The sequence below is a fragment of the Streptomyces sp. JJ36 genome (assembly GCF_021696945.1).
Lineage (GTDB): Bacteria > Actinomycetota > Actinomycetes > Streptomycetales > Streptomycetaceae > Streptomyces.
In genome coordinates, this window is the sequence record NZ_JACYHE010000001.1 from 167,515 (window position 1) to 191,938 (window position 24,424).

Consider the following 24,424-nt stretch of genomic DNA (forward strand, 5'->3'; position numbering starts at 1 on the left):
TGCCGAAACGCCCTGTGACCAGCCTGGACGCTGGCACGGGGCGTTTGTCGTGTGCGCAGCCGGACGCGGGAGCGTACCGCGAGAGCGGCGGGTTGACGGTGATCGGTCGCTGCCGCCGCGCGCTGTGTCATGCGGCTTCCGGCAGCCCGCTCGTCAACGCTGCTCGGTGAACCCGTCCGACGGCCGACCGCGGGGATTGGGCCGTCCACGGTATGCGAAGCTGCTCGTCCAGTGCGGGCGTGGCATACGGCTGAGCACGGCCCGGACCGCCGGCGCACCCGGGCCGGGCGTGCTCGGGCACCTCGGCGGGATGCTTCCGGCAGGGTGACCTCGATGGCGCACTGGATTTCTCAGGGCCGGCCGACAGCAGGCGCGGAGGGGGGCTTGCGCTGCAGCCACTGCCGGAACGTCCGCCGCGCAGGCCGCACCACGACGCGGCCGTGCGTCTTCCGGCCGAGCAGCTCCACGCGGAGCGTGACCGGCGTCCCGGGGCCCGATGCCTGACGGATCTTGGCCTTGCTGTGGACCAGGTTCAGGGCACCGGCGTCGACCACGATGCCCGGCTTGGTGATCAGCGTAAGGGTCTTGCCCTGCATGTCCAGGTCGATCTGCACGGTGTCCTGTGTGATGACTGCCTGAGTGAAGTCGAGCGTCACCTCACACCACGCGGTCGCCAACTCCAGTCGGCGCGGCACGACCCAGGGCCCGCCACGCTGGACCGGGCCGCTGTGCGTCCCCTCGATACGGAGGACGTCCTTGACCTCCGTGACGGCCGCGCCGGTCGACGTCGACACGGGCGGCAGGTCGGCGGTGAGCGCGGTGAGCTCGCCGACGGTCCGTGCCGAGAGGGCACTCTCCACGCGTTCGTCCAGCTCGGCGGCGGTCAGCAAGCCGTCCCCCGCCGCGATGCGCAGCACGTCGACAGCCCGGTCCCGGTCCGCATGAGAGGCCCGCCGCTCGGGCGACGAGCCGGAGGCAGGACGTTTCCCGCTGGGTGACATCTCTCCCGACATGATTCCCCTCGACTCGTCGAACGTCGTCCCCCGCGATGTGGCCGACCGCGAGACCGGACGACGCACGCTATAACGCGTCCTGGCCCACCGTCATCTGCGGTGCGTCGCGAACCGGCCGGAATGACCAGCACGGTCACGGACGTCGTCCGGCTCGCCGGTGCCGGGCCTCTCCTGCCGGTCGCTCTGCCTTTCCCCTGTGGCGCCAGGACGGACGACCGGCCGGGTAGGTGAGGGCGCTGACGTACGGGCGAGTTAGCGGCAGGGGGCGTCAGGCCGGCTTCTCGGCGATCAGCAGGGCGTAGCCGAGGGTGCCGTCGGTGACGGCGGCGCGGGCCGCGGCCAGCACCGCGGGGGCGGCGTCCAGGTCCACCCCCGCCTCGGCAAGCCGCCCCGCGGCGGTCATGCGCAGCAGGTTCAGCCGGGCCTCGATCTGGTCGATCATGCGGGCCACGGCCTGGTCGTGCCGCTCGGTGCGCACCGTACGCAGCCCGGCCGCGGCCAGGATCCCGGCGTACTCCTCCCGCGGGCGGGCGCCGGCGATGCAGGCGATCCGTGCGGCCGGTCCGGTCAGTCCGGGCGGGAGCCGGTCGGGGTCGGCGGTGACGTCGGTGAGGCCGAGGCGGCCGCCGGGGCGCAGGACGCGGGCGAACTCGGCGGCCGCGCGGGAGGTGTCGGGGAAGGTGCACAGGGCGCACTCGCACACCGCCGCGTCGAACACGGTGTCCGGGTAGGGCAGGTGTTCGGCGTCCCCGGTCGTGAACACGACCCTCTCGGCGAGCCCGGCGGCCTCGGCGGCACCCTGGGCGAGGGCGGTGTTGGCGGGCGCGTAGTCCACTCCGTCGACGCGAACACCGTAGGCGTCGGCGAGGAGCAGCGCGGTGGTGCCGCGGCCGGAGGCCACATCGAGCACGCGGCGGCCCGTCCCCAGGGCAAGGTGGTCGGCGAGGCGCCGGGTCAGGGCGGTGCCGCCGGGGTGGTAGGTGCCTCCCAGGAGGAGGTCGACGGCGTCGGAGGAGTACGCGGCGGCGCAGCAGGCCTTGAGTGCGTCGCCGGGCGGGCCGGAGGGCGCGGGCGGGCCGGACGGCCCGGACGGCGGCGTGTCCCGGCCGGTCATCGTCTCCCCTCCTCGGCGGAGTCGTGCGGGCGTGCGGTCTTGGAGCCGTACGGGGTGCTGGTGAGCCGGCCGGCGAGCGGCAGGGCGTTGGGGGCGACGTCGGCGACGGGCACGCCGGACATCTCGGCGCGGACCTGCTCGCGGTAGCCGGCGGAGTTGTACGCGCAGAACGGGATCAGCCGCCCGTCCGGGGTGATCTCCTCGACACAGCACTTCATGAGCTGCTTGACGTTGAGGGTGTAGGGGTCCTGAAAATCCTGCACGACGATCATGAACGCCTTCTCGTCCAGCTCCCGCACCGCCCGGGGCAGGTCGATGCCGCAGGCGTCCGCGCAGTCCAGGGCCTCGGCGGCGGCGCGCAACTGCTCCTCGGTCGTCTCCGTGCCCATGAACGCGGAGGCGGACCACAGCTTCTCCAGCGCCTCGCGGACGCCGTCGTCAGGCATGACCCGGTTGGTGACGTAGTCGAGGTGGTCCTCGACGTTCAGCAGCCGCGGGATGGGAACGACCGTGCGGTTGCCCGGTTCGCCGTCCACCAGGAGATAGGTGACGGAACGGCAGGTCGGGAAGCAGCAGGGGACGGGGAAGAAGTCGCCCTTCCGGAACCACTGCGGACGCTGCGCGTTGATGAGGCTGATCACGTCGGGGTTGGTGAGCCGGTTCAGCGGGTCGAAGGGCACATGCCGGCCGGAGTGGGTGACCGGCTGGAAGGCCACCGAGCGGACGGCGGGGTGGTCGATGCCGTACTCGATGATCGCGCCCAGTTCGTGTTCGTTCAGGCCGCGCTCGACGGCGGCCACCAGGGTGACGGTCAGCCCGGCCTCCGCGCAGTGGTCCAGCGCCCGCTGCTTGAACCTGCGCAGGTCCCGTCCGCGGATCTCCCGGTGGGTACGCTCGTCGAAACCGTCGAACTGCAGGTAGACGTTCACCGACCTGCCCGGCGTCCGGTTGCGTGTGCCGAGTGCGGCGACGAAGTCGTGGTCGGTGGCCAGGCGGATGCCGTTGGTGTTCAGCGTGACGTTCCGGATGGGGCGGGCCTGGGCGAGGTCGATGAAGTCCAGGATGTGCTGGTGGAGGGTGGGCTCACCGCCGGAGAACATCACCACCTCGGCCTCGCCCTCGGAGGCCACGAAGGTGTCCAGCATCCGCTCACACTGCGCGTGGGTGATCGCGTAGCCCTGCTCCTGGTGGCCGGAGTCGGCGAAGCAGATCGGGCAGTCCAGGTTGCAGCCGGTGTTGACCTCGATGATGCCCAGGCAGGCGTGCTGCTTGTGCTCCGGGCACAGCCCGCAGTCGCTGGGGCAGCCGTCCCGCACCTCGGTCTGGAAGGTGAGCGGAACGGTCCCGGGCTTGTTGAAGCGCGCCGAGGACAGGTACTCCTCGGCGTCCCCGTAGACCAGGGCCTCGAACGCACCGTGCTCGCGGCAGCGTTTCCGCAGGTAGACCTTGTTCTCCCGGATGTTGACCTGCCCGTCCACAGGTGTCTTGCACAGCGGGCAGATCGACTTGGTGAACTCCACGAACACCTCGTCGCGGTCCGCCTTGCGCTGTGGCGCCGGGGTCTGGTTCATCGCCGTGCTCCTCTCGACGGGGCGGTCGCCTCGCTTCCGGGCACCGCGGTCCGGGGCGGCCCTCACAGGGTGCGGGCCCACTCGGTGGGGCCGCACTCCGGCGGTCATCGGCTCACTCGTCCGGGCCGGCCGGGACGCGGAGCACCCTGCCGGGGACGCTACGGGGCCGGGGCGGCCCGCACTGTGTGCGCGCTCACCGAACCGGCCGCGTGTTCACCCGCGCGGGGCCGCACGGTGCTCGGCCTCCGCCTTGACCGAGTCCAGCGAGGCGGCGACCGTGGTCTCCCAGCGGGCGGCCACCGCCGCGCCCCACCACTCCCCGAGCCGCCACAGGTCGGTGCCCAGCTCGCCCTCGTACACCAGCCGCGTCCCCGCCTCCGACTCCTCCAGGACGAAGGACTCGGTGACCTGCGGCACCGGGCCGCGCACCAGCCGGAAGTCGATCCGCCCGGGCCGGGTGAAGCGGACCGTCTCCACCGTCACCGCCCGCAACCGCCCGCCGGCGACCGGGGTGTGGTGCGCGGCCAGCACCATGTCGCTGCCACGCTCCAGGACCCGCAGCTTCTCGCGCATCGCCCGCGGCGTGCGTCCCAGATACGGCCGGGCCACCACGTCGAAGACCGTCTCCCTGGCAGCGGCGACGTCCAGGGTCTGCGGGCCCAGCGGCCGCGTCCGGCGGCCCACGCCGATGTCGACGGGGACGGCTCCGGTCACCAGCCCCAGGTAGAGGCCGGCCAGTGCGCCGCCCGCGCCTGCGGCCCGTGTCACGCCCCGCAGACCCCGTGCGGCGCTCACCGGCTCTCCCGCGGCGCGACGTCCCCGACCGCCACGTCGCTCGGTCCCGGCGGGAGGTTCCCGCCCACCAGGGCCGTCCGCGCGGCCTCCGTGAGCACGATGCCGTTCCACCCGGCGCACATCATGACGGGTCACCTCCGGTGTGGCTGGTGTGGTCCATGCCTCGACGCTAGACGCCGGCCGTGGACCGGACGGTGACCGCGCCGGCGGTGCGCCGCCCGTGTCGGCGGCCGTTCGCACGGCTCCGCGAACGCGTCGCGGCCGTCGATCGGGCTCGTCGCCGGTGTGCCGGCCGGGCGAGGGCTCCCGGAGCACGGCACCTGGCCGGCATCTCGAACGCTGTTCGGAATTTCTGCGCGCATTGTTGACGGCGCGTGGACGGCACTCTACGTTGCCGTTGCTGTTCGAAGTTACGGTTGTGATTCGAGATATCGAACGCAGGAGTCCGCCTCATGCCGACCCCGCACCGCGCTTCCCGCTCCGCTGGTTTCCGCTCCCTCACCTCACCCGCGAGAGGACGCTCATGACCGCCCCGCTCCGCCCCGCCCGGTTCACGCTCGACCCGGCGTTCACCGTCGGCGACGTGCACCCCCGGCTCTTCGGCTCCTTCGTCGAGCATCTGGGCCGCTGCGTCTACACCGGCGTCTTCGAGCCGGGTCATCCGGCGGCCGACACGTCCGGGTTACGCACCGACGTGCTGGAGCTGGTCCGCGAGCTCGGCGTCACCGCCATCCGTTACCCGGGCGGCAACTTCGTCTCCGGCTACCGCTGGGAGGACTCCGTCGGGCCGGTCGAGGAGCGCCCTCGCCGGCTGGACAAGGCGTGGCGGTCCACCGAGACCAACCGCTTCGGGCTGAGCGAGTACGCCGGCTTCCTGCGGAAGCTCGGGCCGCAGGCGGAGCCCATGCTCGCCGTCAACCTGGGGACGCGCGGCGTGGCGGAGGCCGTGGAGCTGCTGGAGTACGCCAACCATCCCGGCGGCACCGCCCTGTCCGACCTGCGCATCGCCCACGGCGACCGGGAGCCCTTCGGCATCCGCATGTGGTGCCTGGGCAACGAGCTGGACGGCCCGTGGCAGACCGGGCACAAGACCGCCGCCGAGTACGGGCGGCTGGCGGCGGAGACGGCACGCGCGATGCGGCAGCTCGACCCGGGGCTGGAGCTGGTGGCCTGCGGCTCCTCGGGGCAGGCCATGCCGGCCTTCGGCGCCTGGGAGGCCGAGGTGCTCACCGAGACGTACGACCTGGTGGACCACATCTCGCTGCACGCCTACTACGAGGAGCTGGACGGCGACCGCGACTCCTTCCTGGCCTCCGCCGTCGACATGGAGTCCTTCATCGAGAACGTCGTCGCCACCTGCGACCACGTCGGCGCGACGCGGAAGTCGGCGAAGCGGATCCAGCTCTCCTTCGACGAGTGGAACGTGTGGTACCAGTCCCGCTTCGAGGCCTCCTTCCAGGCCGGCTCCCCGGACTGGCCGGAGGCACCGCGACTGCTGGAGGACTCCTACACGGTCACCGACGCCGTGGTCTTCGGCTCCCTGCTGATCGCCCTGCTCCGGCACGCGGACCGGGTCCGGGCCGCCTGCCTCGCCCAGCTCGTCAACGTCATCGCGCCGATCATGACCGAGCCCGGCGGCCCCGCCTGGCGGCAGACCACCTTCTTCCCCTTCGCACAGGCCGCCCGGCACGGCCGCGGCCAGGTGCTGGACGTGCGCGTCGACTCCCCGACGTACCCGACGGCGCGGTACGGGGAGGTGCCGCTGCTGCACGCCACCGCCGTACGGGACCCGGGCACCGGGGAGGTCACCGTCTTCGCGGTGAACCGCAGCCGCACCGGGACCCTGCCGCTGCACGTCGCGCTCGGCGGCGGCCTCGGGGTGACCCGCGTGGTGGAGCACAGCGTGCTCACCGACGCCGACCCGGACGCCCGCAACACCCTCGCCGAGCCCGAACGGGTCGGCCCCCGCCCCGGCAGGGGCGCCGCCCTCGCCGGCGGCGCGCTCGAAGCCGGGCTCGAACCGCTGTCCTGGACCATGCTGCGCCTGGCCTGACCCCGCACCCGTGGAGGGACGAGCCGCTATGCAACGACCACCCCTGACCCGGCGCAGAGCGCTGACCGGCGGTCTCGGCGCGCTGGCCGCCACCGGAACCCTGGGCCCGCTGACGTCCGGCTGCTCCGCGCCGTACGACACCGTCGCCTCCGACGCGACCCGGCTGCGCTTCTGGCACCTCTTCGGCGGCGGCGACGGCGTCACCATGACCGCCATGCTGGCGGACTTCCGGGCCGCGCATCCCGGCATCGCGCTGGAGGACACCGTGCTCAAGTGGGGTGCCCCGTACTACACCAAGCTGGGCATGGCCGGCGCGGGCGGCCGGGCCCCGGAGCTGGCCGTGCTGCACCTGGCCCGGCTGGCGGGCTTCGGGCCCGGGACGCTGCTCGACCCGTTCGATCTCGGCCTGCTGGCCGAACTCGGTGTGCGGGCGTCCGACTTCCCGCCGGACATCTGGCGGCGCGGTCAGGTGGCGGGGCGACAGTACGCCGTACCGCTCGACACCCACCCGGTCGTCCTCTACTACCAGACGGAGATCTGCGAGCAGGCCGGGCTGCTGGCGGACGACGGCACCCTGAAGCCGCTCCGCAGCCCGGAGGAGTTCGCCGACGCGCTGCGGGCGGCGAAGGAGGTCACCGGGCGGCCGGGCCTCGTCACCGAGACCCTGGGCCCGGACTGCATCACGCCCTGGCGGCTGTTCTCCACGTTCTACGCGCAGACCGGCGCCCGGGTCCTCTCCGCGGACGGCGCGCGGCTGGCACTGGACGAGGAGAAGGCGCTGCGGGTGCTGGAGTTCATGGCCTCCCTCGGGGAGGAGGGCCTGTGGATGCGGCGCGCCGACTACGTCTCGTCCGTCGGCCTCTTCGGGAACGGCGACATCGGGTTCCACCTGAACGGCGAGTGGGAGATCAGCACCTTCACCACCTCCGGCATACCGTTCTCCATGACGCCGGTGCCGACGCTGTTCGGCACGCCCGCCGCACAGGCCGACTGCCACGCCTTCGTCCTGCCGCACCAGCGCGACCGCGGCGGGCCCGGGGACCGGGCCGCCCACACCCTGGTGGCCTGGCTGCTGAAGCACTCGGTGGACTGGGCCGAGGGCGGCCATGTCCCCGCGTACACGCCCGTGCTGGACGACCCGGCCTATCTGGAGCTGGAGCCGCAGTCCGCCTACCGGGACGTCATCGACCACGTGGCGCTGGACGCGCCCGCCTGGTTCACCGGCTCCGCGTCCCGCATGTGGATCGAGCTCGGCGCCGTGTTCTCCGGAGTGCTCACCGGGGCCCGCAGCCCGCGGAACGCGGTCGCCGAGGCGAAGAAGCGCCTGCGGACGCTCCTCGACACCCCCAACCCGCTTCCGGGAGCCGCGTCATGACCGCGATCGCCCCACCCGCCGGGCCGGCCTCCGGACGCCCCGGGGCGGACCCGGCCCGCACCCCCGTCGCCACGGGCGTCCGCCGCCGCTGGACCGAGCACGGCCTGGCGTTCGTCGCGCCCTTCCTCCTCGTCTACGCGCTCTTCATGATCTGGCCGCTCCTCTCCGGCATCGGGATGAGCTTCACCGACGAGAACATCACCGGCGGCGACGCCTCCTTCGTCGGGTTCGCCAACTACGCCGAGGCGCTGGGCGATCCCGGCATGTGGGCGTCGCTGTGGAACACCGTCTGGTTCACGGTGCTCTCCACCGTGCCGCTGGTGCTGCTCGGGCTGGGGCTGGCGCTGCTCGCCAACGAACTGCGGGTGGTGCAGTGGCTCTGGCGGCTGAGCTGGTTCGCGCCCTTCCTGCTGCCCTCGGGCGTGGTCTGCATGCTCTTCCTCTACATGATCTACACCCCGGAGTTCGGGCTCGCGGACCAGCTCCTGGCCTCCGTCGGCCTGCACCCGGGCATCGGCTGGCTGACCGACGAGCGGTACGCGATGCTGTCCATCGTCGCCACCACCGTCTGGTGGACGGTCGGCTTCAACTTCCTGCTCTACCTGGCCGCGCTCCAGTCCATCCCCCAGCACCTCTACGAGGCGGCCGAACTCGACGGCGCCGGCGCCTGGAAGCGGCTGTGGCACATCACGCTGCCGATGCTGCGCCGGACCACCTTCGTGGTGGTGGTGCTCCAGGTGCTGAACTCCCTGAAGATCTTCGACCAGGTCTACCTGCTCACCGGCGGCGGCCCGGACGACTCCACCCGGGTGCTCCTGCAGTACGTCTACCAGCAGGGCTTCACCGGCTACCGCATCGGCTACGCCTCCGCCGTCTCGTACGTCTTCTTCGCCCTCATCCTGATCGTCTCCCTGGTGCAGCCCTGGCTGTCCCGGCGCAGAGCTGAGGAGGCCGCCACGTGAGCGCCCCGCCCCTGTCCTCCCGCACGCCCGGGCCATCCGCGTCCTCCCCCGGTGCCGGCCCGGCGGCGCGGCGCCCGCTCGCCGGGCTCTCCCGTACGCCCGGCGGCGGGCGGGCCGGAGCCCGGCGGCAACGCTGGACGCCCGGCCGGCTCGCCCTGCTGGGGCTGGCCCTGCTGCTGGCGGCGGCCTGGGTGCTGCCGCTGGCGTGGGGGGTCGCCACCTCGCTCAAGCCGGAGGCCGAGACCACACAGACCCCCCTGGAGTGGATCGGCTCCACGCTCACCTTCGAGGCCTACTCGAAGGTGTGGGCCTCCGGGGACCTGCCGCGCTGGATGCTGAACTCGGTCTACGTCTCCGTCATGACGACGCTGCTGACGGTGCTGCTCTGCGCGATGGCCGCGTACGGCTTCGCCCGCACCGCCTTCCGCGGACGCAAGGTGCTGTACGGGATCGTGCTGGCCGGGATCATGGTGCCGCCGCAGGTGCTGATCGCCCCGCTGTTCGTGGAGATGGTGCAGCTCGGGCTCGTCGACACCTACTGGGGAGTCATCCTGCCCCAGGTCGCGGTGCCCGCCATGGTCTTCATCCTGGTGAAGTTCTTCGACGGCGTGCCGCGGGAGCTGGAGGAGGCCGCCTTCGTGGACGGCGCCGGGCGCTGGAGGGTCTTCTTCACCATCGTGCTGCCGCTGTCCCGGCCGGTGCTGGCGGCGGTCGGCATCTTCACCTTCATCACCACCTGGAACAACTTCCTCTGGCCGTTCCTGGTGACCACCGACCCCAGCGGCATGACGCTGCCGGTGGGCCTGGTGAACGTCCAGTCCGGCTTCGGTGTGCGGTACGCGCAGATCATGGCGTCACTGACGATCGCGGCGCTGCCGCTGCTGGTGGTCTTCATGCTCTTCCAGCGCCAGATCGTGCGCGGTGTCGCGCACACCGGGCTCGCGGGGCAGTAGCCAGGCGCCCGGCGAACCCCGCGCGTCCACGGTCGCCCGGCCGGGGACGCGCAGGAGGAGGAACGCCTGCCGGTGCGGCCGGGTCAGTGCGTACAGGCGGCGGGAGAACCGCAGCAGGGGCCCGGCGCGGGCGGCGGGCCGTTACGCCGTGAGGGTGCGGGAGCGATGATTTCCGGCGGCCGGCCGCGTCTGTACTGACATGACACGCATCATCGCGGACATCTCGGTCTCCCTCGACGGGTTCGTCACCGGACCCGGCCCCGGACCGGACAACGGGCTGGGCACCGGCGGAGAGGCGCTGCACACCTGGGCGTTCTCCGACGACCCCGACGACCGCCGCGTCCTGCGCGAGGCGACCGCCCGCTCAGGCGCCGTCGTCCTCGGCCGCCGGCTCTTCGACATCGTCGACGGGCCGCACGGCTGGGACGACACGTCCGGCTACGGCGCCGGCGAGGTCGGCAAACCCGCGTTCGTCGTCGTGACCAGCGCGCCGCCGGAGTCGGTGCGACTCACCGACCTCGACTGGACCTTCGTCACCACCGGCCTCCGGGACGCCGTCACTGCAGCGCGCGAGCGTGCCGAGGCGGCCTCCGCGCAGAGCGGCAGGGACCTCGACGTCGTCCTCATGGGAGGCGGCGCCACGATCGGCTCGGCGCTCGACGCCGGGCTGGTCGACACGCTGACGCTGCACCTCGCACCGGTCGTGCTGGGCTCCGGGACGCCGCTGTTCACCGGCGGGGCGCAGCGCACGCTGGTGCAGCGGAGCGTGACCCCGACCTCGACCGCCACGCACCTCACCTACGACGTGCTCTGACGAGGTCGCCGCGGAACGCCGCACCGGGCCGCGCACCGTCGGACCAGTGCCTCCGGCAGCGGCTCGAGTCCGATCGCGCAACCCCTCACAGACCTGCGCGCTCCCGCAACACCGGCAGCGCCTGCGCTTTCACCTTCTGCACCGACCGCACCTGACCGAGTTGCAGGTCCTCCCGGCCCACCGGGTTCCGATACAGCGCATCCGTCGCCTCCGGCAGCAGAATCACCTCGACCCGATAGGAGAAGTCCGGGTCATCGGGATCCTCGTACGGAGCCCCTTCGACCTCCGCCACGGCCGCAACGGCCGACTCCGGAGCGCTGAAGAAGAACCACAGCCGGTCCCCCCTACTCATGCGGTTGCGCCGGCTGAGCCAGAGATCGAGTTCCGGCCTCTGATGGGCGAGCCTGCGGAGCGTCTCCTTGTCAGAGGGCTCCCCGTCCATCGTGTCCTTGTTCGGGTCAAGGATGTAGATCCAGTCCACATTTCCCCCATCACCGCCGTCTACGCCCCGGCGAACGTAGCTTGCGCTGCCGATGGATCGCACGTCCCGCAAGGACAGCCGCGAACTGTCGCTCAACCTTCCTACCGGGGGATGGCCACCGGGTCCGGCCCGTCGGTAACACCGAGACAGCAGCCGATGCACCGCATGCCGTTCAGCTTGAAGAGGAGCCACTCCAGCCATGGAGGGTCCACGTCGAGGGCGCGCGCCCAGAGATTCATCTGGTGCACATAGACGGCATAGCGCATGGCGCGGTTCGGTGTACCGGCCGACTGCCAACTCATCCAGCCGAGCTCATTGAGGGTCGCGAAGACGCGACTGTCCAATATCAACGCCCGGTCCCCGGCCGATCCGTCGTCCACAGCAGCGAACCACTTGGTGAAGAACGGGAAACCGACCCCTGCAATGCGGAAGGAGCGGTAGGCGCCGACCAGGTCACCCGCCCGCACCATCCCGTACGTGCGTAACAGGGTGGGGCTGAGTTGGGCGTCACTGAGCGCCTTTTCGGTGTTCCTCGGGCCCCGTCCGTTCGTCGTGCCGGAGCCCCAGATCATGACAGCGGTGAAGAGTTCGCGCAGACCGTCGGTGTCGGTACCCACTGCGTCGCGCAGGCCGGCAAGATCCTCGCGGCTCAACAAGCGCTCGGAGGGCCGCCGACCAGGAGACCCACATTCCAGCACAGCTGTGAGCCGGTGTTCTTCCAGCCACGGCCGCCAGGTATCCGGACGGAAGCGTACGGGGGCTTGGCTACAGCAGCGGTGCGCAGCGACGAGCGGACGCAGCCGTGCGAGGACGACATCGGACGCTTCCATGACGAGAAGCGTGCACCATTGCCGCCTGAGAACCAAGAGAACGCACACAATTGCCGGAGGCGCTGGGCAAGTTGCGGCAGGGGCCCTTCATGACTCCTCGGTGCTGCCGATGCCGAAGTGGCGTGTGACCTCGTCGATCGTGAAGCGGGCACGGAGCTTGCAGGCGGAGTTCTGATTCGCGAACAACCCCGTGCGCCAGAAGGATTCCGTGCGTGGCACAGCGCGCTCCCATTCCACGGGGACGACCCACTCCCGGCGGTCCCCTCCGCCCTCTTCGCCGTTCCCGGACTCGTAGTTGCCGTTCAGGGGGAGACCGGTCATCTGCCGGTCTTCACCGTCAACCTCCAGCAGGGCCTCCGCGAACGGGCGAGGCTCCCCGGACACCGTGCCCACGCCCACGTATCCGGCCTTGGGAATGTGCGTGAACACCCGGGCGCCGAGGGGCAGCGCGCGGATCGTGCGGGAGAACCAGTCGCCGCCGCCGGCTGACACGAAGCCGTAGCGCCGTGCGTCCTCCCAGCTCCGGCCGCCGTCCTCCTCGCCGAAGGAGACGTACCAGTCGGTGCCGTTCCACGGCTCCTGCTTTCCCCGTTGCTTCGGCCCCGCGGGCGGGAGCGCCGCTTCGGTCTCGTCCAGGAGCCAGGTACGTGCCAGGTAGGAGCGGCCCTCGTCCTCGAAGTAGCGGAAGAAGAGGACGTTGACGGGCACCTGGTACCCGGACGCCAGGTAGGTGACGATCCGTTCGGTCGCCGCGTCGATCTCGCTGGCGACGACGGTGAGAGTGTGGGTGCTGTTCAGCGCCTCCGGTGGGCTGCTGCCGAACTGCGCCGCGAACGCTTCGTCCAGCTCCGCTGCCGCTCCGCGGCCACGAGCGTAGGACGCGTAGACGTCCCGCACCTGCTCGTTGGTGAGGTCCTGAACCCAGGAGCCGTAGTCCAGCAGCTGGGCGACGACCTCGCGGGGAGTGCGGTCTCGTTTCAGCTCGAGTACGTGCAGTCCGCCTTCGGCGTCCATGCCCAGCAGGTCGATCATCTTGCCATGGAGCGTCTGCACCTGCCGGCCGATCAGAAGCAGTGGACGTCCCAGAATCCCGGGGTCGGCAACGATGAGCTCCTCCAGTTTCGACTCCAGTGGCATCGGCTGCGTGGCGACACGCACCGGCTTGTCGTCCACCCGCCACAGGCCGAATTCCAGCGGCACCTCACACGCCCCCCTCGCTACGACGAACCGGGCGATCAGCGTAGGGCACGCGGCGCGGGAGGTGCGGCACGTACGTGAGGAGAAGCGCCGGCGGGGCCAGGGGGCGATCGGGGGCGTCAGGCCGGCGGGCGCCGGCCGGGGGGCAGCGTTGCCGGGATGCGTTCCAGGACGCCGCCGGCGAAGACGTCGTACAGCGGCAGGGTCTCCAGGTGGACGTAGCCGATGTGGCAGTCGCAGGCGGCGAGGGGGCAGGGGCGCGGGCGCAGGGCATGCCGGTAGGAACCGTCGTAGAGGTTGCCCAGCTCCTCCGGGACGAAGTGGCAGCGGCGCACGGTGCCCTCGCCGTTCACCGAGAGGACGGACTCCCCCGTCCGGCAGGGCAGTCCCGCGCTGCGGTGCGGGTGCCGGCTGTAGGGGAAGAGCGGGTCGAGTGCCGTCCACTGCTCCGCCTCGGCGTCGGTGTAGGTGTGCCCCTCGGCGGCGTTGACCCAGAGGTAGACGTGGGTGGGGAGGTCGGCGCGGAGGCGGCGGGCGTGGTCCAGGTGCCCGGGCAGGCCGACGACGCCCACGCTGTACCGGACGCCGCGGGCGGCGAGGTCGCGGCACTTGGCCAGGAAGCGGTCGTACGGCGTCTGGCCGGGGTGGAAGGTGCACCACAGGGCGAGGGTGTCCAGGTCGGCGGTGTCCAGCCAGTCCAGGCGGCAGCTCAGGTTGGTCTGGATGGCGACCCGGTCGAGGTGCGGGAGCCGGCTCAGCTCCGCGAGGGTGCGCCGGTACCAGGAACGCACCAGGCCCTCTCCCCACGGGGTGAACAGCAGGGAGAGCCGGTCGTCCCGCTGTGCGGTCGCCCAGCCGGCGAAGCGTTCCAGCGCGGCGCGGTCCGCGGCGAGCCGGGCCCGGCTGTCCCGGCGCTTGGCGAACGGGCAGTACGGGCAGTCGTAGTCGCACGAGGCGAGCGGGCCCCGGTAGAGGAGCGTGAGATCCATGCGGCCGCCCGTCACTTCGGTTCGTAGGCGGCCATGCGCTGCCGCACGGCGGCGGAGAACAGCTCGGGGCCCAGCGCGTCGGAGTGGGCCAGGCCCTCGGGAGTGAGCCGCAGGAGCTCCGGGGCGGCTGAGTCGTCCAGCCAGCCCCGTGCACGGAACCGGGCCAGCTCGGCGGCGAAGTCGTCGCCGGGCGCGGTGCCGAAGCGGGTCGTGTAGTCCGCGACCCGCAGGCCCTCGGCCTGGAGCAGGGACTGCAGGAGGTGGCGCCGCCGGGCCTCCTCCGCGCTCATCCACCAGCCGAAGTCCGCGTGGCGGAAGTCGCCGGTCCCGCGGGCGGTGTAGGCGTCGATGATCCCGCGGATGCGGTGCATGTCCACGGCGTAGTCGAAGGAGTAGTGGAGGGCGGAGGTGTACGAGCGGGCGCCGCAGCCGAGGCCGACCATGCCGTCGGTCTGGCACGCGTAGTCCTCGCCGCCGGTGGCGGGGGCGTCCGCGCGGCGGAACATGCGCATGGAGACCTGCTCGTAGCCCCGGGCGAGCAGGTGGTCGCGGCCGTGCCGGTACAGCCGCAGGCGCTGTGCGTCCCACGCGGCGTCGCCGCCGGGGGACGTGCCGTGGCGCCGGCCGAGACCGGTGAGCGGGCGGACGTAGAGGGGGTAGAGATACAGCTCCTCCGGCTGCCAGGCGAGGGCGGCGTCGAGGGACCGGCGCCACGACTCCTCCGTCTGGCCCTCGATGCCGTAGATCAGGTCGATGTTGAGGACGGGGATGCCGGCGTCGCGGACCCGGGCGAGGGCCGCCTCGACGTCCGTCCGGCGCTGTGGGCGTACGGCGGTGCGTGCCTCGGCGTCGACGAAGCTCTGCACGCCCAGGCTGAGCCGGGTGGTGCCGCGCCCGGCGAGCACGGCCAGCCGGTCGGCGGTCGCCGTGGCGGGCGAGGCCTCCACGGAGAACGGGATGCCGGTCAGGTCGGCTCCGAGGCCGTGCTCGGCGAGGTCGCACAGTCGTTCCAGCTCCGCAGCCTCGAGGAACGTCGGGGTGCCGCCGCCGAACGCCGCGGCCGCGAACCGCGCTCCGTCGCCCAGGGCCTCGCGCACCGCGACCGCCTGGCGTTCCAGCGCGTCCAGGTAGGCGGTGGCCAGGCCGCCGGGCGCGCCGATCCGGGTGAAGAGGTTGCAGAAGCCGCAGCGCACCTCGCAGAAGGGTATGTGGAAGTAGAGCGAGAGCGAGTCCTTCGGCTCCTCCGCCCACAGCGCGCGCAGCGACGCCTGCTCCGGGCGCAGCGGGCGGTACGCGGTCTTGTGCGGATAGGCGTAGACGTAGTGCTGGTACGGGCGGACGGCGGGCGGGGCCGGCGTTGCGGTGCGGGTCATCGGGCCTCGTCGAGGAAGAAGTGGGCGTAGGGCACGGTCCAGACGACGTCGTGGCCGATGCGGTGACCGGTGTAGCCGTCCTCGCCGTATGCGGTGCCGTGGTCGGAGCAGACGACGGCGAAGCACGGGCGCCGGCTGCGGGCGGCGGCGAAGAGCCGTCCCAGGTGCCGGTCCACGTACTCCAGGGCCGCGGCGTGGGTGTCCCGGGTGTCGCCCGTCTCACGGGTGGCGCCGGGCAGATGGAACCAGTTGGGCTGGTGCAGGGCCGACACGTTCACGAAGAGGAACAGCCGCTGCTCCCGGGGGAGACCGGCGACGATCTGCTCGGCGCGGGTCACCTGTGCCTCGCAGGAGGTCGGGGAGGACACCCCGAACTCCGGCTCCCAGTGGCTCTCCTGGAACAGACCGGGCAGGACCGAGCCCAGCGGCCCCCGCTTGCTGAAGAAGCCCACGCCGCCGATGCAGACGGTGCGGTAGCCGGCGGCGGCCAGACCCGACACCAGGTCGGGTGTGTCGTGGACGAAGGTGCCGTCCGCGGTGGTCTCGCTGCCCGCGAAGGTGGCGGCGAAGAGCCGCGGATGCGGGCCGGGGGTGGCGGGTGTCGGCAGGAAGCCGGCGAAGATCGCCTGGTGGGAGGCGTAGGTGAAGCTGCCGGGTGCGTGCCGGCGCTCCCAGGCGCCGCCGGGCAGATGCCGGGCCAGGTTCGGGAGGCGGCCGGCCGCCGCCAGTTCCTGCGCCACGTCGTAGCGGAGCGTGTCCAGGGTGACCAGGAGGAGGTCGTGGCTGCCGACGACCTCGTTCATGTCAGGCGGTGGCGTCATGAGCGTGCTCCCTCGCGGTGTGCGGGCCGGCGCGGCCCGCCCGTACGGCGGCCGGTGCGGCGGCGACCTGCGCGGCGTAGGTGTCCCGGCCCTCGGCTCCGCTGCCGGGCAGGCCGGTCAGCCGGGGCAGCAGGTCCCCGAAGGCGTTCACCTCGCCGACGGTGAAGCGGCGCCACCCCGTGGCCGGCAGGATGTCCACGCCGGCACACAGGGTGCCGGGGAAGCACGCGGCCGCCCGCTCGGCCGTCTCCAGTGCGTCCTCGAAGCGGCCGCCGGCGGCCCGGACCGCCGCACGGGCCGTGTCCAGGTCGCCGCGGGCGCCGCCGAGGTGCAGGTTGGTCATCGGGTGCCGGCTGGTGCGGACGACGGCATGCGTGGCGCGTCCGGCGACCACCACCACCCGCAGGTCGGCGGCCCGGCCGCGCTGCGACGCCTTGGGCAGCCACCGCTCGACGTGAAGCCCGTCCGGGGCCAGGGCGTCGACCAGGGCGGCGACCTCGCGTTCCGACGTGTGGTGCCGTACCCGGAGGGAGTTGTACAGGCGGCCGTCGGACGTGGTCTCCACGGAGGTCGTGGCCTTCACCCGGCCGGGGCCGGCGAGGGTCAGCGCCACGACACCGGAGGCCGACGAACCGTGCGCGGGCTTCACGAACGCCCGCGGGATCCGGGCGCCCGTGAGCTGGGCCCGGAGATCCTCCCAGCCGCCGACCGGGCCCGTCAGCGCCGGGGGCACCGGGACGCCCGCGGCGGCGAGCCGGGCGTGGCAGCGGCGCTTGTCGAACATCACCGCGACCTCGTCCGGATCGGCGAAGGGCACGGCGCCCGCGCGGTGTGCCGCGCCCGTCACCTCGCGGACCGCGGCGGTGAAACGCCGGTACCACAGGGCCGTTCCCTCGACCCGGGACGGATCGTCGGTGCCCCGCAGCAGCCGGTCGACCTCGGCGTTCTCCCCGGGTGAGTCGATCCGTACGCACTCGCCCGGGGCGAAGGCGTACCGGCCGTGCAGCACGTCCCGCCACGCCAGCACCCGCGGGGCCGGGTGGCCGGCCGCGCGGACGGCGTCGGCGAACAGCGTCGTCCGGCGGTTCTCCGGGTTGCCGACGACGGCGAACCTGAGGCCGCTCCCGGGGCGCCGGGCCCGGGAGCTACTCGGAGACAGCGACATAGCGCCACTCCTCCTCCCCCCAGCGGTGCGGTGTCTGCTGCTCCGACAGGTCCACCTCCGTCCCGCCGGAGCCGACGGCGGCACGGACCCGGTCGGCCGTGGCGTCGCTCAGGAAGTGGTGGCGCAGGTCGAGCCGCTCGAGATGGTGCAGGGGCTGGCCCTGGAGGAGGGCCTCGGCGCCGGTGTCGGTGAGGGTGCCCATGGACAGGCTCAGCGAGGCCAACCGGGCCACGACGGGCGCCGAGGCGACCGCGGCCGCGATCTCGTCCTGCACCTCGCTGTCCTGCAGGCCGAGGTGGCGCAGTGCCGGGAAGCGGCCGCCGGACAGGATCGGCGCCAGGTCGGCCACCGACGCGTCGCCGCCGTACTGCGACACGCCGAGCCACAGTTCCAGGTGCTCCAGCGCGGGCAGTTCGCAGGCGCCGACCGCCCGTACGACCTGCCCGGGCAGGCCACCGGACTCGAAGCGCAGCACGCGCAGCGCCTCGTGGCGCACCGGGCGCAGCGAGAGGGGCTCCTCCCCCAGGCCCCGGGGGTCGCCGCCGCGGACGCCGAACTCCTCCAGCCGGGGAAAGGCCTCCAGGACGGGGGTGACGTCGGTGAGCTGCAACCAGGAGATCTCGCACTCCTCGACGGTGACGTCGGCGAGGAACAGGGCACGCAGCTCCGGGAAGCGTCCGGCGTCGGCCACCATCAGCTCCAGTGCCGGACGGAGGCCGCAGTACTCCTCGTCCCACCAGGGCCCGAGGACCAGTGCACGCACCTCCGTGCTCGGCACCCGGTCCGTGAAGCTCCGCCACACCTGCGCGAAGGGCAGGTCTCCGGCACCGAAGCAGTCCAGCCGCCAGGCCACCGCGTCCGCGGCCGGGAGCGGCCTCGCGCCGGGGGCGTGAGGGTGTGGACGGGCAACCCGTGCAAGCTCTGCAGATGCCGAGTGATGAGCATGACGGCCTCACTCCGCGACGGCGGTGAAACGGTGGACCACGCCGTCGTCCTCCCACGTCTCGCCGGGTTCGGACAGGTCGACCTCGACGCCGGACGGCTCCAGCGCCGCCCGGATCCGCTCGCTCACCGGCTCGGTGACGAAGTTGTGGTGCAGGTCCAGCCGGGTCAGGTGGGTGAGCGGCTGGCCGCCGAGCAGCGCCGTCGCGCCCTCGTCGGTGAGCACGCCGAGGGAGAGGCCGAGCGAGGTGAGCTGAGCGACGACCGGCGCCGCGGCGACGGCGGCGGCTATCTCGTCCTGGATCTCGCTGTTGCGCAGGCCGAGGTGGCGCAGTGCCGGGAAGCGGCCGCCGGACAGGATCGGCGCCAGGTCGGCCACCGACGCGTCGCCCTCGTACTCCTCGACGCCGAGCCACATGTCGAGGTGCTCCAGCGCGGGGAGCTCGCTGGCGGCGACGCCCCGCACGACCTCGCCGGGCAGGCCGCCGGCCTCGAAGCGGAGCGTGCGCAGGTGCCGGTGCCGGACCGCCGGGAAACGCAGTCCGGTGCCGCCGCGGATCCCGAACTCCTCCAGCAGCGGATAGGCCTCCAGGACGGGTGTGACATCGGACTGCTCGATCCAGGAGATCTCCGCCTCCTCCCTCTCCAGGTCCCCGACGAACACCGCCCGGAGGGAGGTGAGCCGGTCCCGGGCGTCCACGAGCCGCTGCACGACGCCGCTGGAGTCGTCGTCGTACGGCTCGCCCCACTGCCCCACGACGAGGGCGCGGACAGCGGTGAGGTCCACGGAGTCCAGGAAGCGGTCCCAGAGCTCGCCGAACTTCTCCTCCGAGGAGTCTCCGTAGGGGTCGACGGCCAGCCTCCAGGCCACGGCGCCCGCCTCCGGCAGCTCCCGGTCCGCGCCGGGCTCGGGGAAGTCGTGGGCCGGGAGGCCGTGCAGTTCCTGCAGGTGCGCGACGTGGGACATGGGCGTGGGTCTCCTGGGGTGGACGGGCGCTGCTCGTGCGGAGAGTTCTACCAAGTCCCGCTGACAGCACCGCCGACGGGCGTCCCTGCGGGGCCGGTCCGGACGGCGTTGTCAGACCCCCGGCGTAGCGTCCTGGACATCGGTCGGCGAGGTGCCGAGGGCGAAGGGAGAGGTGTATGTACCGGCAGGGGGACGTGCTGATGGTGCCCGTGGCGGAGACGTCCGTGCCGCCGGGCACGGACCGGTTGCCGCGCCAGTCACGGGACGCGCGGGGGCGGCTGGTGCTGGCCCTCGGCGAGGTCACCGGGCACGCGCACGCGGTCGTCGGTCCGGGGACGCTGGTGCGGGAGAGCGGGCCGTTCGGTGCCTCCTGGCTCCATCTCCCGGACGGCGGGCGGGTGGTGCACGAGGAGCACGCGGCGATACCGCTGCCCCGGGGCTGGTACCGGGTGGTGCGGCAGCGTGAGTACGTGCCCGGCGCGGTGCGCGTCGTGGCGGACTGAGCAGACACCGAGGAGACGGGGAACGGCGCGATGACGATGCCGACGGAGACGACGCAGGCGGACACGGCGGCGAGGTGGCGCGAGGTGATCGCGGCGACCGGCCCGGCGGACCGCCCCGCTGCCGAGCGGGGCGTGCGCCTGGCCTACCGGCGGGCGGGGCTGCCGGAGCCGGAGCGCGTCCTCTGGGCGGGCTCGCCCCGCGAGGGCGCGGAGCTGGCCCTGCGGCTGGCGGCGGAGGGCTCGGCCGGCCGCAGTGTCCGCGACGCGGTGCGCACCCGGCGCTGGGCCGCCGCGCGGCAGCGCCTCCTCGACCGGCTCGGACCGGCGGGCTGGGCCGAGCGGTGGGCCCTCACGGGCGCACCGCTGTGGGACACCACGGCCGCGCTGACGGAGCGCGTACGGACCGGCGTGGTGGAGGCCTCGGGCGAGGCGCCGGGTGGTGAGCAGGCGGTCCGGCTGGTCCTGCTCGACGCGGTCCTGGGGCAGCACGACGGTGCGTGGCTGGCGGCCTTCGACGACCGGGACGATGCCGGGGAGCTCGACGGGATCGCCGCGGTCGCCCGCGCCGCGGGCTGGTGGTGGCCGTACGAGCGCGCCGCAGTCGTCTGCGAACGCCCGGTGGAGCTGCACCGGGACGAGGCGGGCCGGCTGGACCGCGGGGACGGACCGGCGCTCGCCTTCCCCGACGGGTTCGCGCTGCACGCCTGGCGCGGCATGCCCGTCCCCGCCGCCTTCCTGGACGAACTGGGCACGCTCTCCCCGCAGCGGATACGCACCGAGGAGAACGCCGAGCTGCGCCGCGTCATGCTGGAGCACTACGGCTACGAGCGCTATCTGGAGGAGTCCGGGGCCGAGCCCGTGCAGCGGGACGCGGCGGGCGTGCTGTGGCGTATCGAGCTGGAAGGGGACGAGCCCCTGGTGATGGTCGAGGTGGTCAACTCCACCCCGGAGCCCGACGGCACCCACCGCACGTACTGGCTGCGGGTGCCGCCGCGGACCCGGACCGCACGGGAGGGCGTCGCGTGGACGTTCGGGCTGGAGGAGGCCGACTACGTACCGGATCGGGAGACCTGACCCGGCCGGCCGGTGGTCTCCCGTCCGGCCGGGCAGGGCACGGCTCCCGCCGCTGCCCCTCCGTAGCGGGTCGGCGCATGCGGGCCGGCACGCGGTCGCGCAGCTCGGCCGGTCGGCACCCGGTGCGCCGGGACCGCCGTGGCTGCCTTCGGGAGGAGAGCGGCTGACCCTCGTCCCGGGGCCCCGGGCCGGTGTCCGGTGCGCCCGGGGTGAGGGGGCCGGCGCCGGGGTTCGCGCCGTGCCGCGCCAGGCGGCGCCCGAAAAGCCTCAGCCCCGGGGGGAGAAGCGGAGGATGCCGGCGCTGCCGTTCTTCAGGCCGGTTCCGTGGGGGACGAGTTCGAGTGTGGTGCCGGACTGCGCGGCTCCCTGCAGCAGGCGCGCCTCGTGGTCGGCGGCCGTTCCCGCTTCCAGGACGAGGGTCTCGAGAGCCCCTGTGCCGGCGGCCTGGAGAAGCTGTTCGCCGCCTTCCACGGCGTTGTCGTGGCCCTGCGCCTCACGGAGCCGCGACGCGTTGTCCGCCAGTCGCTGCTCGACGTGTTCGGTGACCAGCCGGAGCACTTCCTCGTCCAGCGCTTCCCGTGCCCGGTCGTCGACGGCTCCCCCGCGGTCGGTCTCCGCGACGGGAGCCGGGAGGGCGGCGGGGAGCTGGGAGCGCAGTGCGGACCGCCCCTGTACCTCGCCCGCGAGAACGACGAGGTCGGGGGCGTGCCGGCCGGACAGGTCCGTGAGCGCTGCGGCGATGTCCTTGGCGTTCTGCTTCACGGCCTCGTCCGCGCGCCGCTGGATCTGCCGGTGGCTCAGCGCCCCTTCCCGCGGATGGTGCGGGCCTTCGGCAGCGCTGCCCTGGAAGGACACCTGTGCCAGTTCCTCATAGTGGTGGTCGGCGGTGACGGTGAGCGTGCTCACTTGGGCGTCCTCCTGAGCGGCGACGACCAGCAGCACCCGCGCCGCCTCGGCTGCCTGCCGCACATAGGGCCCGAGCTCGGGAAGCGGACCCCACCGGGCTCCGTCGCCCGCGCCCAGGGAGGCGTCCCAGGGCTCGTCGAGGGCGAGGCGGCCGCTGCCGGAGGCGACGAGTACGCGGCCGTCGGTCTGCTCCTCGCCGGCCTTCTCCCGGGAGAGCGCCTCGTCGATCGCCGCCAGCGCGGCCTCCGTGGCGCCGTCGGCCGCAAGCCGGCCGCGCAGGTTCTCCCAGCGGAGGCGTACCTGGTCTGCGGCGTCCTCGCCGGGAGAGCGGCCTTCCAGGTACACGGTGGCGAAGGGCTCCTCCTCCGCGTACAGCGCTGCGAGTGACGAAAGCTCCACGGTTGCCTCCTTCTCCCCGTACGTTCTCGGTCGGGCGGTTCCGGGGCCGCCGGACGGTCGGCTCTGCGCCTCGCCGCGTGCGGACTGCTCGGGCAGAGGCCCGGAAGCCGCGTGGGCCCGGGCTCCCGGTTTCGCTCCGGGTGCCCGTCACGGCCGTTCGTGTGCCCCGCGATGTCCTCGCCGGGCGCAGCAAGCCCAGTCCTGGGCGTCGATCTCCCGTCGACCGGTCACCCGCGTTCCCGTGGCGGCGGCAGGTATGCCTCGCGACCTCCCGGAAAGGCGGCCGCGGGACTCCGTGGCCGGCCACCGCCGAGGGCGCGAGCTCTCCGCCGGGCCTGCGGATCAGGGCAGGTCCCGGGGGCGGCGCCCCTGGGACCGCGACACCGTGCTCGCGCGCAGCGGGGTGTCCGTGCTGTGCGGCACGGGCAGGTCGTCGCCGGCCCGCACCGCCCCGACGACGGCCTGGTGCAGAGCCCGGCTCTCCTGCTCGGAGCCGCACGACACCGGGCTCCCGATGAGCGTGAACCACTCGGACGCCCCGCTGTACTGCACCGTGACGTCCGCGTGGTCGCCCGTCCACGTGGTGTGCACGGTGAGATCACCGCGTACGGTGCCTCCCTCCTCGATACGGACGCCCCCCTTGCCCGCGTACACCCCCGCCGTCGTCCACGACGCCCACGTCATCCCCTGCGCCCCTTTCACCCGGTATGTCCTCTCTCCCCATGGTCCCGCCTGAGGCGGAACCGCGCAGGGGCCGGACGTCCCGGGCCGGGAGGGCGGGCGGCGGGGCGGGTCAGGGCAGATCGATGAGGGCCAGGCCGACCTCCGGGCGGTAGGTCTTGGCCAGTTCCAGCGGGCTGTCCCGGATCACCACCTCCAGGGTCGGCCAGACCCGGCCCTCGAGCAGGTGGCCGCCGCGCGTGCTGCCGTCCGAGAGGCCGAGCACGGCGTGCAGGTGCGGCACGGGGCCCTGGTCGCCGACGGCGATGTCGCCGACCAGCGACAGCACCTCGCACTGCTCCTCCACGGGGATGCGCCGGTAGTCGCGGGCCTCCCGGTCGAACCACCCCACCACCGCGCGCTCGAAGGCGCCGACGGCGGTGACCTGCGAGGCCCCCAGGCCGTGTTCGCGGGCGAAGCCGGTGAGCGCGGTCATGGCCTCGTCGTGCGAGTCGAGCACCACCGCCCAGGTCTCCCCCGGGGCGGCCTGCATCTGTCGCCACTTCATGCGGCCGCGAGTACCCGGGAGGGCGGCCGGTCAACGTCCGGTCCGGCCGCACCCCGGGACGGGCGCCGGGCGGATCCCGCACGGCCCCGGAGTGCGGGCCGGGATTTATTGCGTATCCGTAGATCAGCGGACCCGTATGGCCGGGGCGGTCGCACGGACGTACGTTCCTGGCGACTCAGCGCACGGGCTTGCACGTCGAGCCCGGCCCCAGCGCGACCCGTCCGCGGCAGGCCTGCCGGTGCGGACGGCGTCGTACCCCCACAAGAGGAGAGTTGTCATGCTCGCGCTAATTCGAAGAATGGCCGCCGCCACCCTCGGCGCCCTTCTGGTGATCGCCGTCCCGGTCACGGCCAACGCCGCCGAGAGCGACACCGCGCGCCCCGCCGCCCAGGCCGCACAGGCCGCCGTGGACGGCACCGCCCTCAAGGGCGACCTGAAGGGCGACCAGGCCGGCAAGCGCGCGACCGCCGCACCCCAGGCTCCCGACCAGCGCGGCACCCAGGCGCAGGCCACCTGGTACTACCACATCACCAGCTCCTGCAACGGGCTCGAGAGCCCGATCCGCCAGGGCGCCAACTTCTGGGGCGGCGGCGTCGAGACGTCCTCCAGCGGCACCCCGGTCGAGTGCACCGGCGGCTACGTGCAGGGCTGCGGCGGCGGCTACGTCGTCGGCTGCAACTGGGGCATGGGCGACCGGATCATGCTCTCCACCCTGGTCAACGACTTCGCCCTGCTCGCCGCGCACGAGTTCGGGCACAACTGGTACGGGCACTCCGCCAACGGGTGCGCGAGCTGGGGCAGCGCCTACAACGTCATGAAGACGACCATGTGCTGATCCCGTACACCGGGTGCGGGCCGGTCGCGGCGGCGACCGGCCCGCGTCGTCGTGCCGGGGGCGA

24 protein-coding genes and 1 pseudogene are annotated in these 24,424 nt (G+C 73.1%); 8 read left to right on the forward strand and 17 right to left on the reverse strand.

Annotated features, from left to right (window positions below; translation table 11 throughout):
* Positions 1-350 precede the first annotated feature (350 nt).
* The 5 genes from HOY81_RS00725 to HOY81_RS27225 form a co-directional block, all read right to left on the reverse strand.
* Complete coding sequence (locus HOY81_RS00725) at positions 351-1,001, reverse strand: DUF1707 domain-containing protein (protein ID WP_237316829.1); 651 nt, start codon at positions 999-1,001, stop codon at positions 351-353.
* A 280-nt stretch (positions 1,002-1,281) separates the two neighbouring features.
* Entirely contained in the window at positions 1,282-2,127 is an 846-nt protein-coding gene (locus HOY81_RS00730) for a class I SAM-dependent methyltransferase (RefSeq protein ID WP_237316831.1), read from the reverse strand.
* The gene (locus tag HOY81_RS00735; protein WP_237316833.1) at positions 2,124-3,698 is read right to left on the reverse strand and encodes a radical SAM protein; all 1,575 of its coding nucleotides are present in this window, start codon (positions 3,696-3,698) and stop codon (positions 2,124-2,126) included. The genes HOY81_RS00730 and HOY81_RS00735 overlap by 4 nt, the downstream gene beginning before the upstream one ends.
* 213 nt (positions 3,699-3,911) lie before the next feature.
* A complete protein-coding gene (locus HOY81_RS00740) occupies positions 3,912-4,493 on the reverse strand; it encodes an SRPBCC family protein (RefSeq protein ID WP_237316835.1) in 582 nt (193 codons plus the stop codon).
* Entirely contained in the window at positions 4,490-4,618 is a 129-nt protein-coding gene (locus HOY81_RS27225; protein WP_272892164.1) for a hypothetical protein, read from the reverse strand. Before HOY81_RS27225 ends, HOY81_RS00740 begins: the two co-directional genes overlap by 4 nt.
* 398 nt (positions 4,619-5,016) lie before the next feature.
* Here HOY81_RS27225 and HOY81_RS00745 point away from each other — a divergent pair, with 398 nt between their 5' ends.
* The 5 genes from HOY81_RS00745 (at position 5,017) to HOY81_RS00765 (ending at position 10,650) form a co-directional block, all read left to right on the forward strand.
* Positions 5,017-6,546 (forward strand): alpha-N-arabinofuranosidase, encoded by a 1,530-nt coding sequence (locus HOY81_RS00745; RefSeq protein WP_237316837.1) that lies wholly within the window; start codon positions 5,017-5,019, stop codon positions 6,544-6,546.
* A gap of 28 nt (positions 6,547-6,574) precedes the next feature.
* Positions 6,575-7,921, forward strand: a complete 1,347-nt coding sequence (locus tag HOY81_RS00750; RefSeq protein WP_237316839.1) for an extracellular solute-binding protein — start codon at positions 6,575-6,577, stop codon at positions 7,919-7,921.
* Positions 7,918-8,883 (forward strand): carbohydrate ABC transporter permease, encoded by a 966-nt coding sequence (locus HOY81_RS00755; protein WP_237316841.1) that lies wholly within the window; start codon positions 7,918-7,920, stop codon positions 8,881-8,883. Before HOY81_RS00750 ends, HOY81_RS00755 begins: the two co-directional genes overlap by 4 nt.
* Positions 8,884-9,038: 155 nt before the next feature.
* Positions 9,039-9,836 (forward strand): carbohydrate ABC transporter permease, encoded by a 798-nt coding sequence (locus tag HOY81_RS00760; protein ID WP_237316914.1) that lies wholly within the window; start codon positions 9,039-9,041, stop codon positions 9,834-9,836.
* Positions 9,837-10,035: 199 nt separating this feature from the next.
* Positions 10,036-10,650 (forward strand): dihydrofolate reductase family protein, encoded by a 615-nt coding sequence (locus HOY81_RS00765; protein ID WP_237316843.1) that lies wholly within the window; start codon positions 10,036-10,038, stop codon positions 10,648-10,650.
* A gap of 85 nt (positions 10,651-10,735) precedes the next feature.
* On the opposite strand, the gene HOY81_RS00770 is transcribed toward HOY81_RS00765, so the two are convergent.
* The 9 genes and pseudogenes from HOY81_RS00770 to HOY81_RS00810 form a co-directional block, all read right to left on the reverse strand.
* Positions 10,736-11,131 (reverse strand): EVE domain-containing protein, encoded by a 396-nt coding sequence (locus HOY81_RS00770; protein ID WP_237316846.1) that lies wholly within the window; start codon positions 11,129-11,131, stop codon positions 10,736-10,738.
* Between the two features lie 101 nt (positions 11,132-11,232).
* Positions 11,233-11,961, reverse strand: coding sequence for a hypothetical protein (locus tag HOY81_RS00775; protein WP_237316848.1), 729 nt, complete (start codon positions 11,959-11,961; stop codon positions 11,233-11,235).
* Between the two features lie 87 nt (positions 11,962-12,048).
* On the reverse strand, positions 12,049-13,161 hold the full coding sequence (locus tag HOY81_RS00780; protein ID WP_237316851.1) for an endonuclease NucS domain-containing protein: 1,113 nt from the start codon (positions 13,159-13,161) through the stop codon (positions 12,049-12,051).
* A 116-nt stretch (positions 13,162-13,277) separates the two neighbouring features.
* Complete coding sequence (locus HOY81_RS00785) at positions 13,278-14,147, reverse strand: STM4011 family radical SAM protein (protein ID WP_237316853.1); 870 nt, start codon at positions 14,145-14,147, stop codon at positions 13,278-13,280.
* Positions 14,148-14,158: 11 nt separating this feature from the next.
* The gene (locus HOY81_RS00790; protein ID WP_237316855.1) at positions 14,159-15,520 is read right to left on the reverse strand and encodes an STM4012 family radical SAM protein; all 1,362 of its coding nucleotides are present in this window, start codon (positions 15,518-15,520) and stop codon (positions 14,159-14,161) included.
* A complete protein-coding gene (locus HOY81_RS00795; protein ID WP_237316916.1) occupies positions 15,517-16,323 on the reverse strand; it encodes an STM4013/SEN3800 family hydrolase in 807 nt (268 codons plus the stop codon). The genes HOY81_RS00790 and HOY81_RS00795 overlap by 4 nt, the downstream gene beginning before the upstream one ends.
* A 1-nt stretch (position 16,324) precedes the next feature.
* Entirely contained in the window at positions 16,325-17,506 is a 1,182-nt protein-coding gene (locus HOY81_RS00800) for an STM4014 family protein (protein ID WP_237316857.1), read from the reverse strand.
* Positions 17,487-18,451, reverse strand: a pseudogene (locus HOY81_RS00805) (STM4015 family protein). Before HOY81_RS00805 ends, HOY81_RS00800 begins: the two are co-directional and overlap by 20 nt.
* A 7-nt stretch (positions 18,452-18,458) precedes the next feature.
* Positions 18,459-19,415: an STM4015 family protein gene (locus HOY81_RS00810; protein ID WP_237316859.1), complete on the reverse strand. Its 957-nt coding sequence runs from the start codon at positions 19,413-19,415 to the stop codon at positions 18,459-18,461.
* Positions 19,416-19,591: 176 nt separating this feature from the next.
* On the opposite strand from HOY81_RS00810, the gene HOY81_RS00815 reads away from it, so the two are divergent.
* Positions 19,592-19,918 (forward strand): hypothetical protein, encoded by a 327-nt coding sequence (locus HOY81_RS00815; protein ID WP_237316861.1) that lies wholly within the window; start codon positions 19,592-19,594, stop codon positions 19,916-19,918.
* A 30-nt stretch (positions 19,919-19,948) separates the two neighbouring features.
* A complete protein-coding gene (locus HOY81_RS00820; RefSeq protein ID WP_237316863.1) occupies positions 19,949-20,992 on the forward strand; it encodes a DUF6745 domain-containing protein in 1,044 nt (347 codons plus the stop codon).
* 267 nt (positions 20,993-21,259) lie between these two features.
* Here HOY81_RS00820 and HOY81_RS00825 read toward each other — a convergent pair whose 3' ends face one another.
* The 3 genes from HOY81_RS00825 to HOY81_RS00835 all read right to left on the reverse strand — a co-directional run bounded on the left by HOY81_RS00825 (position 21,260) and on the right by HOY81_RS00835 (position 23,525).
* Positions 21,260-22,297: a hypothetical protein gene (locus HOY81_RS00825; RefSeq protein ID WP_237316865.1), complete on the reverse strand. Its 1,038-nt coding sequence runs from the start codon at positions 22,295-22,297 to the stop codon at positions 21,260-21,262.
* Positions 22,298-22,639: 342 nt separating this feature from the next.
* Positions 22,640-22,981 (reverse strand): hypothetical protein, encoded by a 342-nt coding sequence (locus HOY81_RS00830; RefSeq protein WP_237316867.1) that lies wholly within the window; start codon positions 22,979-22,981, stop codon positions 22,640-22,642.
* A gap of 109 nt (positions 22,982-23,090) precedes the next feature.
* Positions 23,091-23,525 carry a PPC domain-containing DNA-binding protein gene (locus HOY81_RS00835; RefSeq protein WP_237316870.1) on the reverse strand — a complete coding sequence of 145 codons (435 nt, stop codon included), beginning with the start codon at positions 23,523-23,525 and terminating at the stop codon, positions 23,091-23,093.
* Positions 23,526-23,802: 277 nt separating this feature from the next.
* On the opposite strand from HOY81_RS00835, the gene HOY81_RS00840 reads away from it, so the two are divergent.
* Entirely contained in the window at positions 23,803-24,360 is a 558-nt protein-coding gene (locus HOY81_RS00840; protein ID WP_237316872.1) for a hypothetical protein, read from the forward strand.
* Positions 24,361-24,424: the final 64 nt, after the last annotated feature.

Excerpts from the sequence above, each read along its gene's own strand:
- HOY81_RS00725 (WP_237316829.1), bottom strand. The coding sequence starts at position 1,001 with ATGTCACCCAGCGGGAAACGTCCTGCCTCCGGCTCGTCGCCCGAGCGG.
- HOY81_RS00730 (WP_237316831.1), bottom strand. The coding sequence starts at position 2,127 with ATGACCGGCCGGGACACGCCGCCGTCCGGGCCGTCCGGCCCGCCCGCG.
- HOY81_RS00735 (WP_237316833.1), bottom strand. The coding sequence starts at position 3,698 with ATGAACCAGACCCCGGCGCCACAGCGCAAGGCGGACCGCGACGAGGTG.
- HOY81_RS27225 (WP_272892164.1), bottom strand. The coding sequence starts at position 4,618 with ATGATGTGCGCCGGGTGGAACGGCATCGTGCTCACGGAGGCCGCGCGG.
- HOY81_RS00745 (WP_237316837.1), top strand. The coding sequence starts at position 5,017 with ATGACCGCCCCGCTCCGCCCCGCCCGGTTCACGCTCGACCCGGCGTTC.
- HOY81_RS00750 (WP_237316839.1), top strand. The coding sequence starts at position 6,575 with ATGCAACGACCACCCCTGACCCGGCGCAGAGCGCTGACCGGCGGTCTC.
- HOY81_RS00755 (WP_237316841.1), top strand. The coding sequence starts at position 7,918 with ATGACCGCGATCGCCCCACCCGCCGGGCCGGCCTCCGGACGCCCCGGG.
- HOY81_RS00765 (WP_237316843.1), top strand. The coding sequence starts at position 10,036 with ATGACACGCATCATCGCGGACATCTCGGTCTCCCTCGACGGGTTCGTC.
- HOY81_RS00775 (WP_237316848.1), bottom strand. The coding sequence starts at position 11,961 with ATGGAAGCGTCCGATGTCGTCCTCGCACGGCTGCGTCCGCTCGTCGCT.
- HOY81_RS00785 (WP_237316853.1), bottom strand. The coding sequence starts at position 14,147 with ATGGATCTCACGCTCCTCTACCGGGGCCCGCTCGCCTCGTGCGACTAC.
- HOY81_RS00790 (WP_237316855.1), bottom strand. The coding sequence starts at position 15,520 with ATGACCCGCACCGCAACGCCGGCCCCGCCCGCCGTCCGCCCGTACCAG.
- HOY81_RS00795 (WP_237316916.1), bottom strand. The coding sequence starts at position 16,323 with ATGAACGAGGTCGTCGGCAGCCACGACCTCCTCCTGGTCACCCTGGAC.
- HOY81_RS00800 (WP_237316857.1), bottom strand. The coding sequence starts at position 17,506 with ATGTCGCTGTCTCCGAGTAGCTCCCGGGCCCGGCGCCCCGGGAGCGGC.
- HOY81_RS00810 (WP_237316859.1), bottom strand. The coding sequence starts at position 19,415 with ATGTCCCACGTCGCGCACCTGCAGGAACTGCACGGCCTCCCGGCCCAC.
- HOY81_RS00815 (WP_237316861.1), top strand. The coding sequence starts at position 19,592 with ATGTACCGGCAGGGGGACGTGCTGATGGTGCCCGTGGCGGAGACGTCC.
- HOY81_RS00820 (WP_237316863.1), top strand. The coding sequence starts at position 19,949 with ATGACGATGCCGACGGAGACGACGCAGGCGGACACGGCGGCGAGGTGG.
- HOY81_RS00830 (WP_237316867.1), bottom strand. The coding sequence starts at position 22,981 with ATGACGTGGGCGTCGTGGACGACGGCGGGGGTGTACGCGGGCAAGGGG.
- HOY81_RS00835 (WP_237316870.1), bottom strand. The coding sequence starts at position 23,525 with ATGAAGTGGCGACAGATGCAGGCCGCCCCGGGGGAGACCTGGGCGGTG.
- HOY81_RS00840 (WP_237316872.1), top strand. The coding sequence starts at position 23,803 with ATGCTCGCGCTAATTCGAAGAATGGCCGCCGCCACCCTCGGCGCCCTT.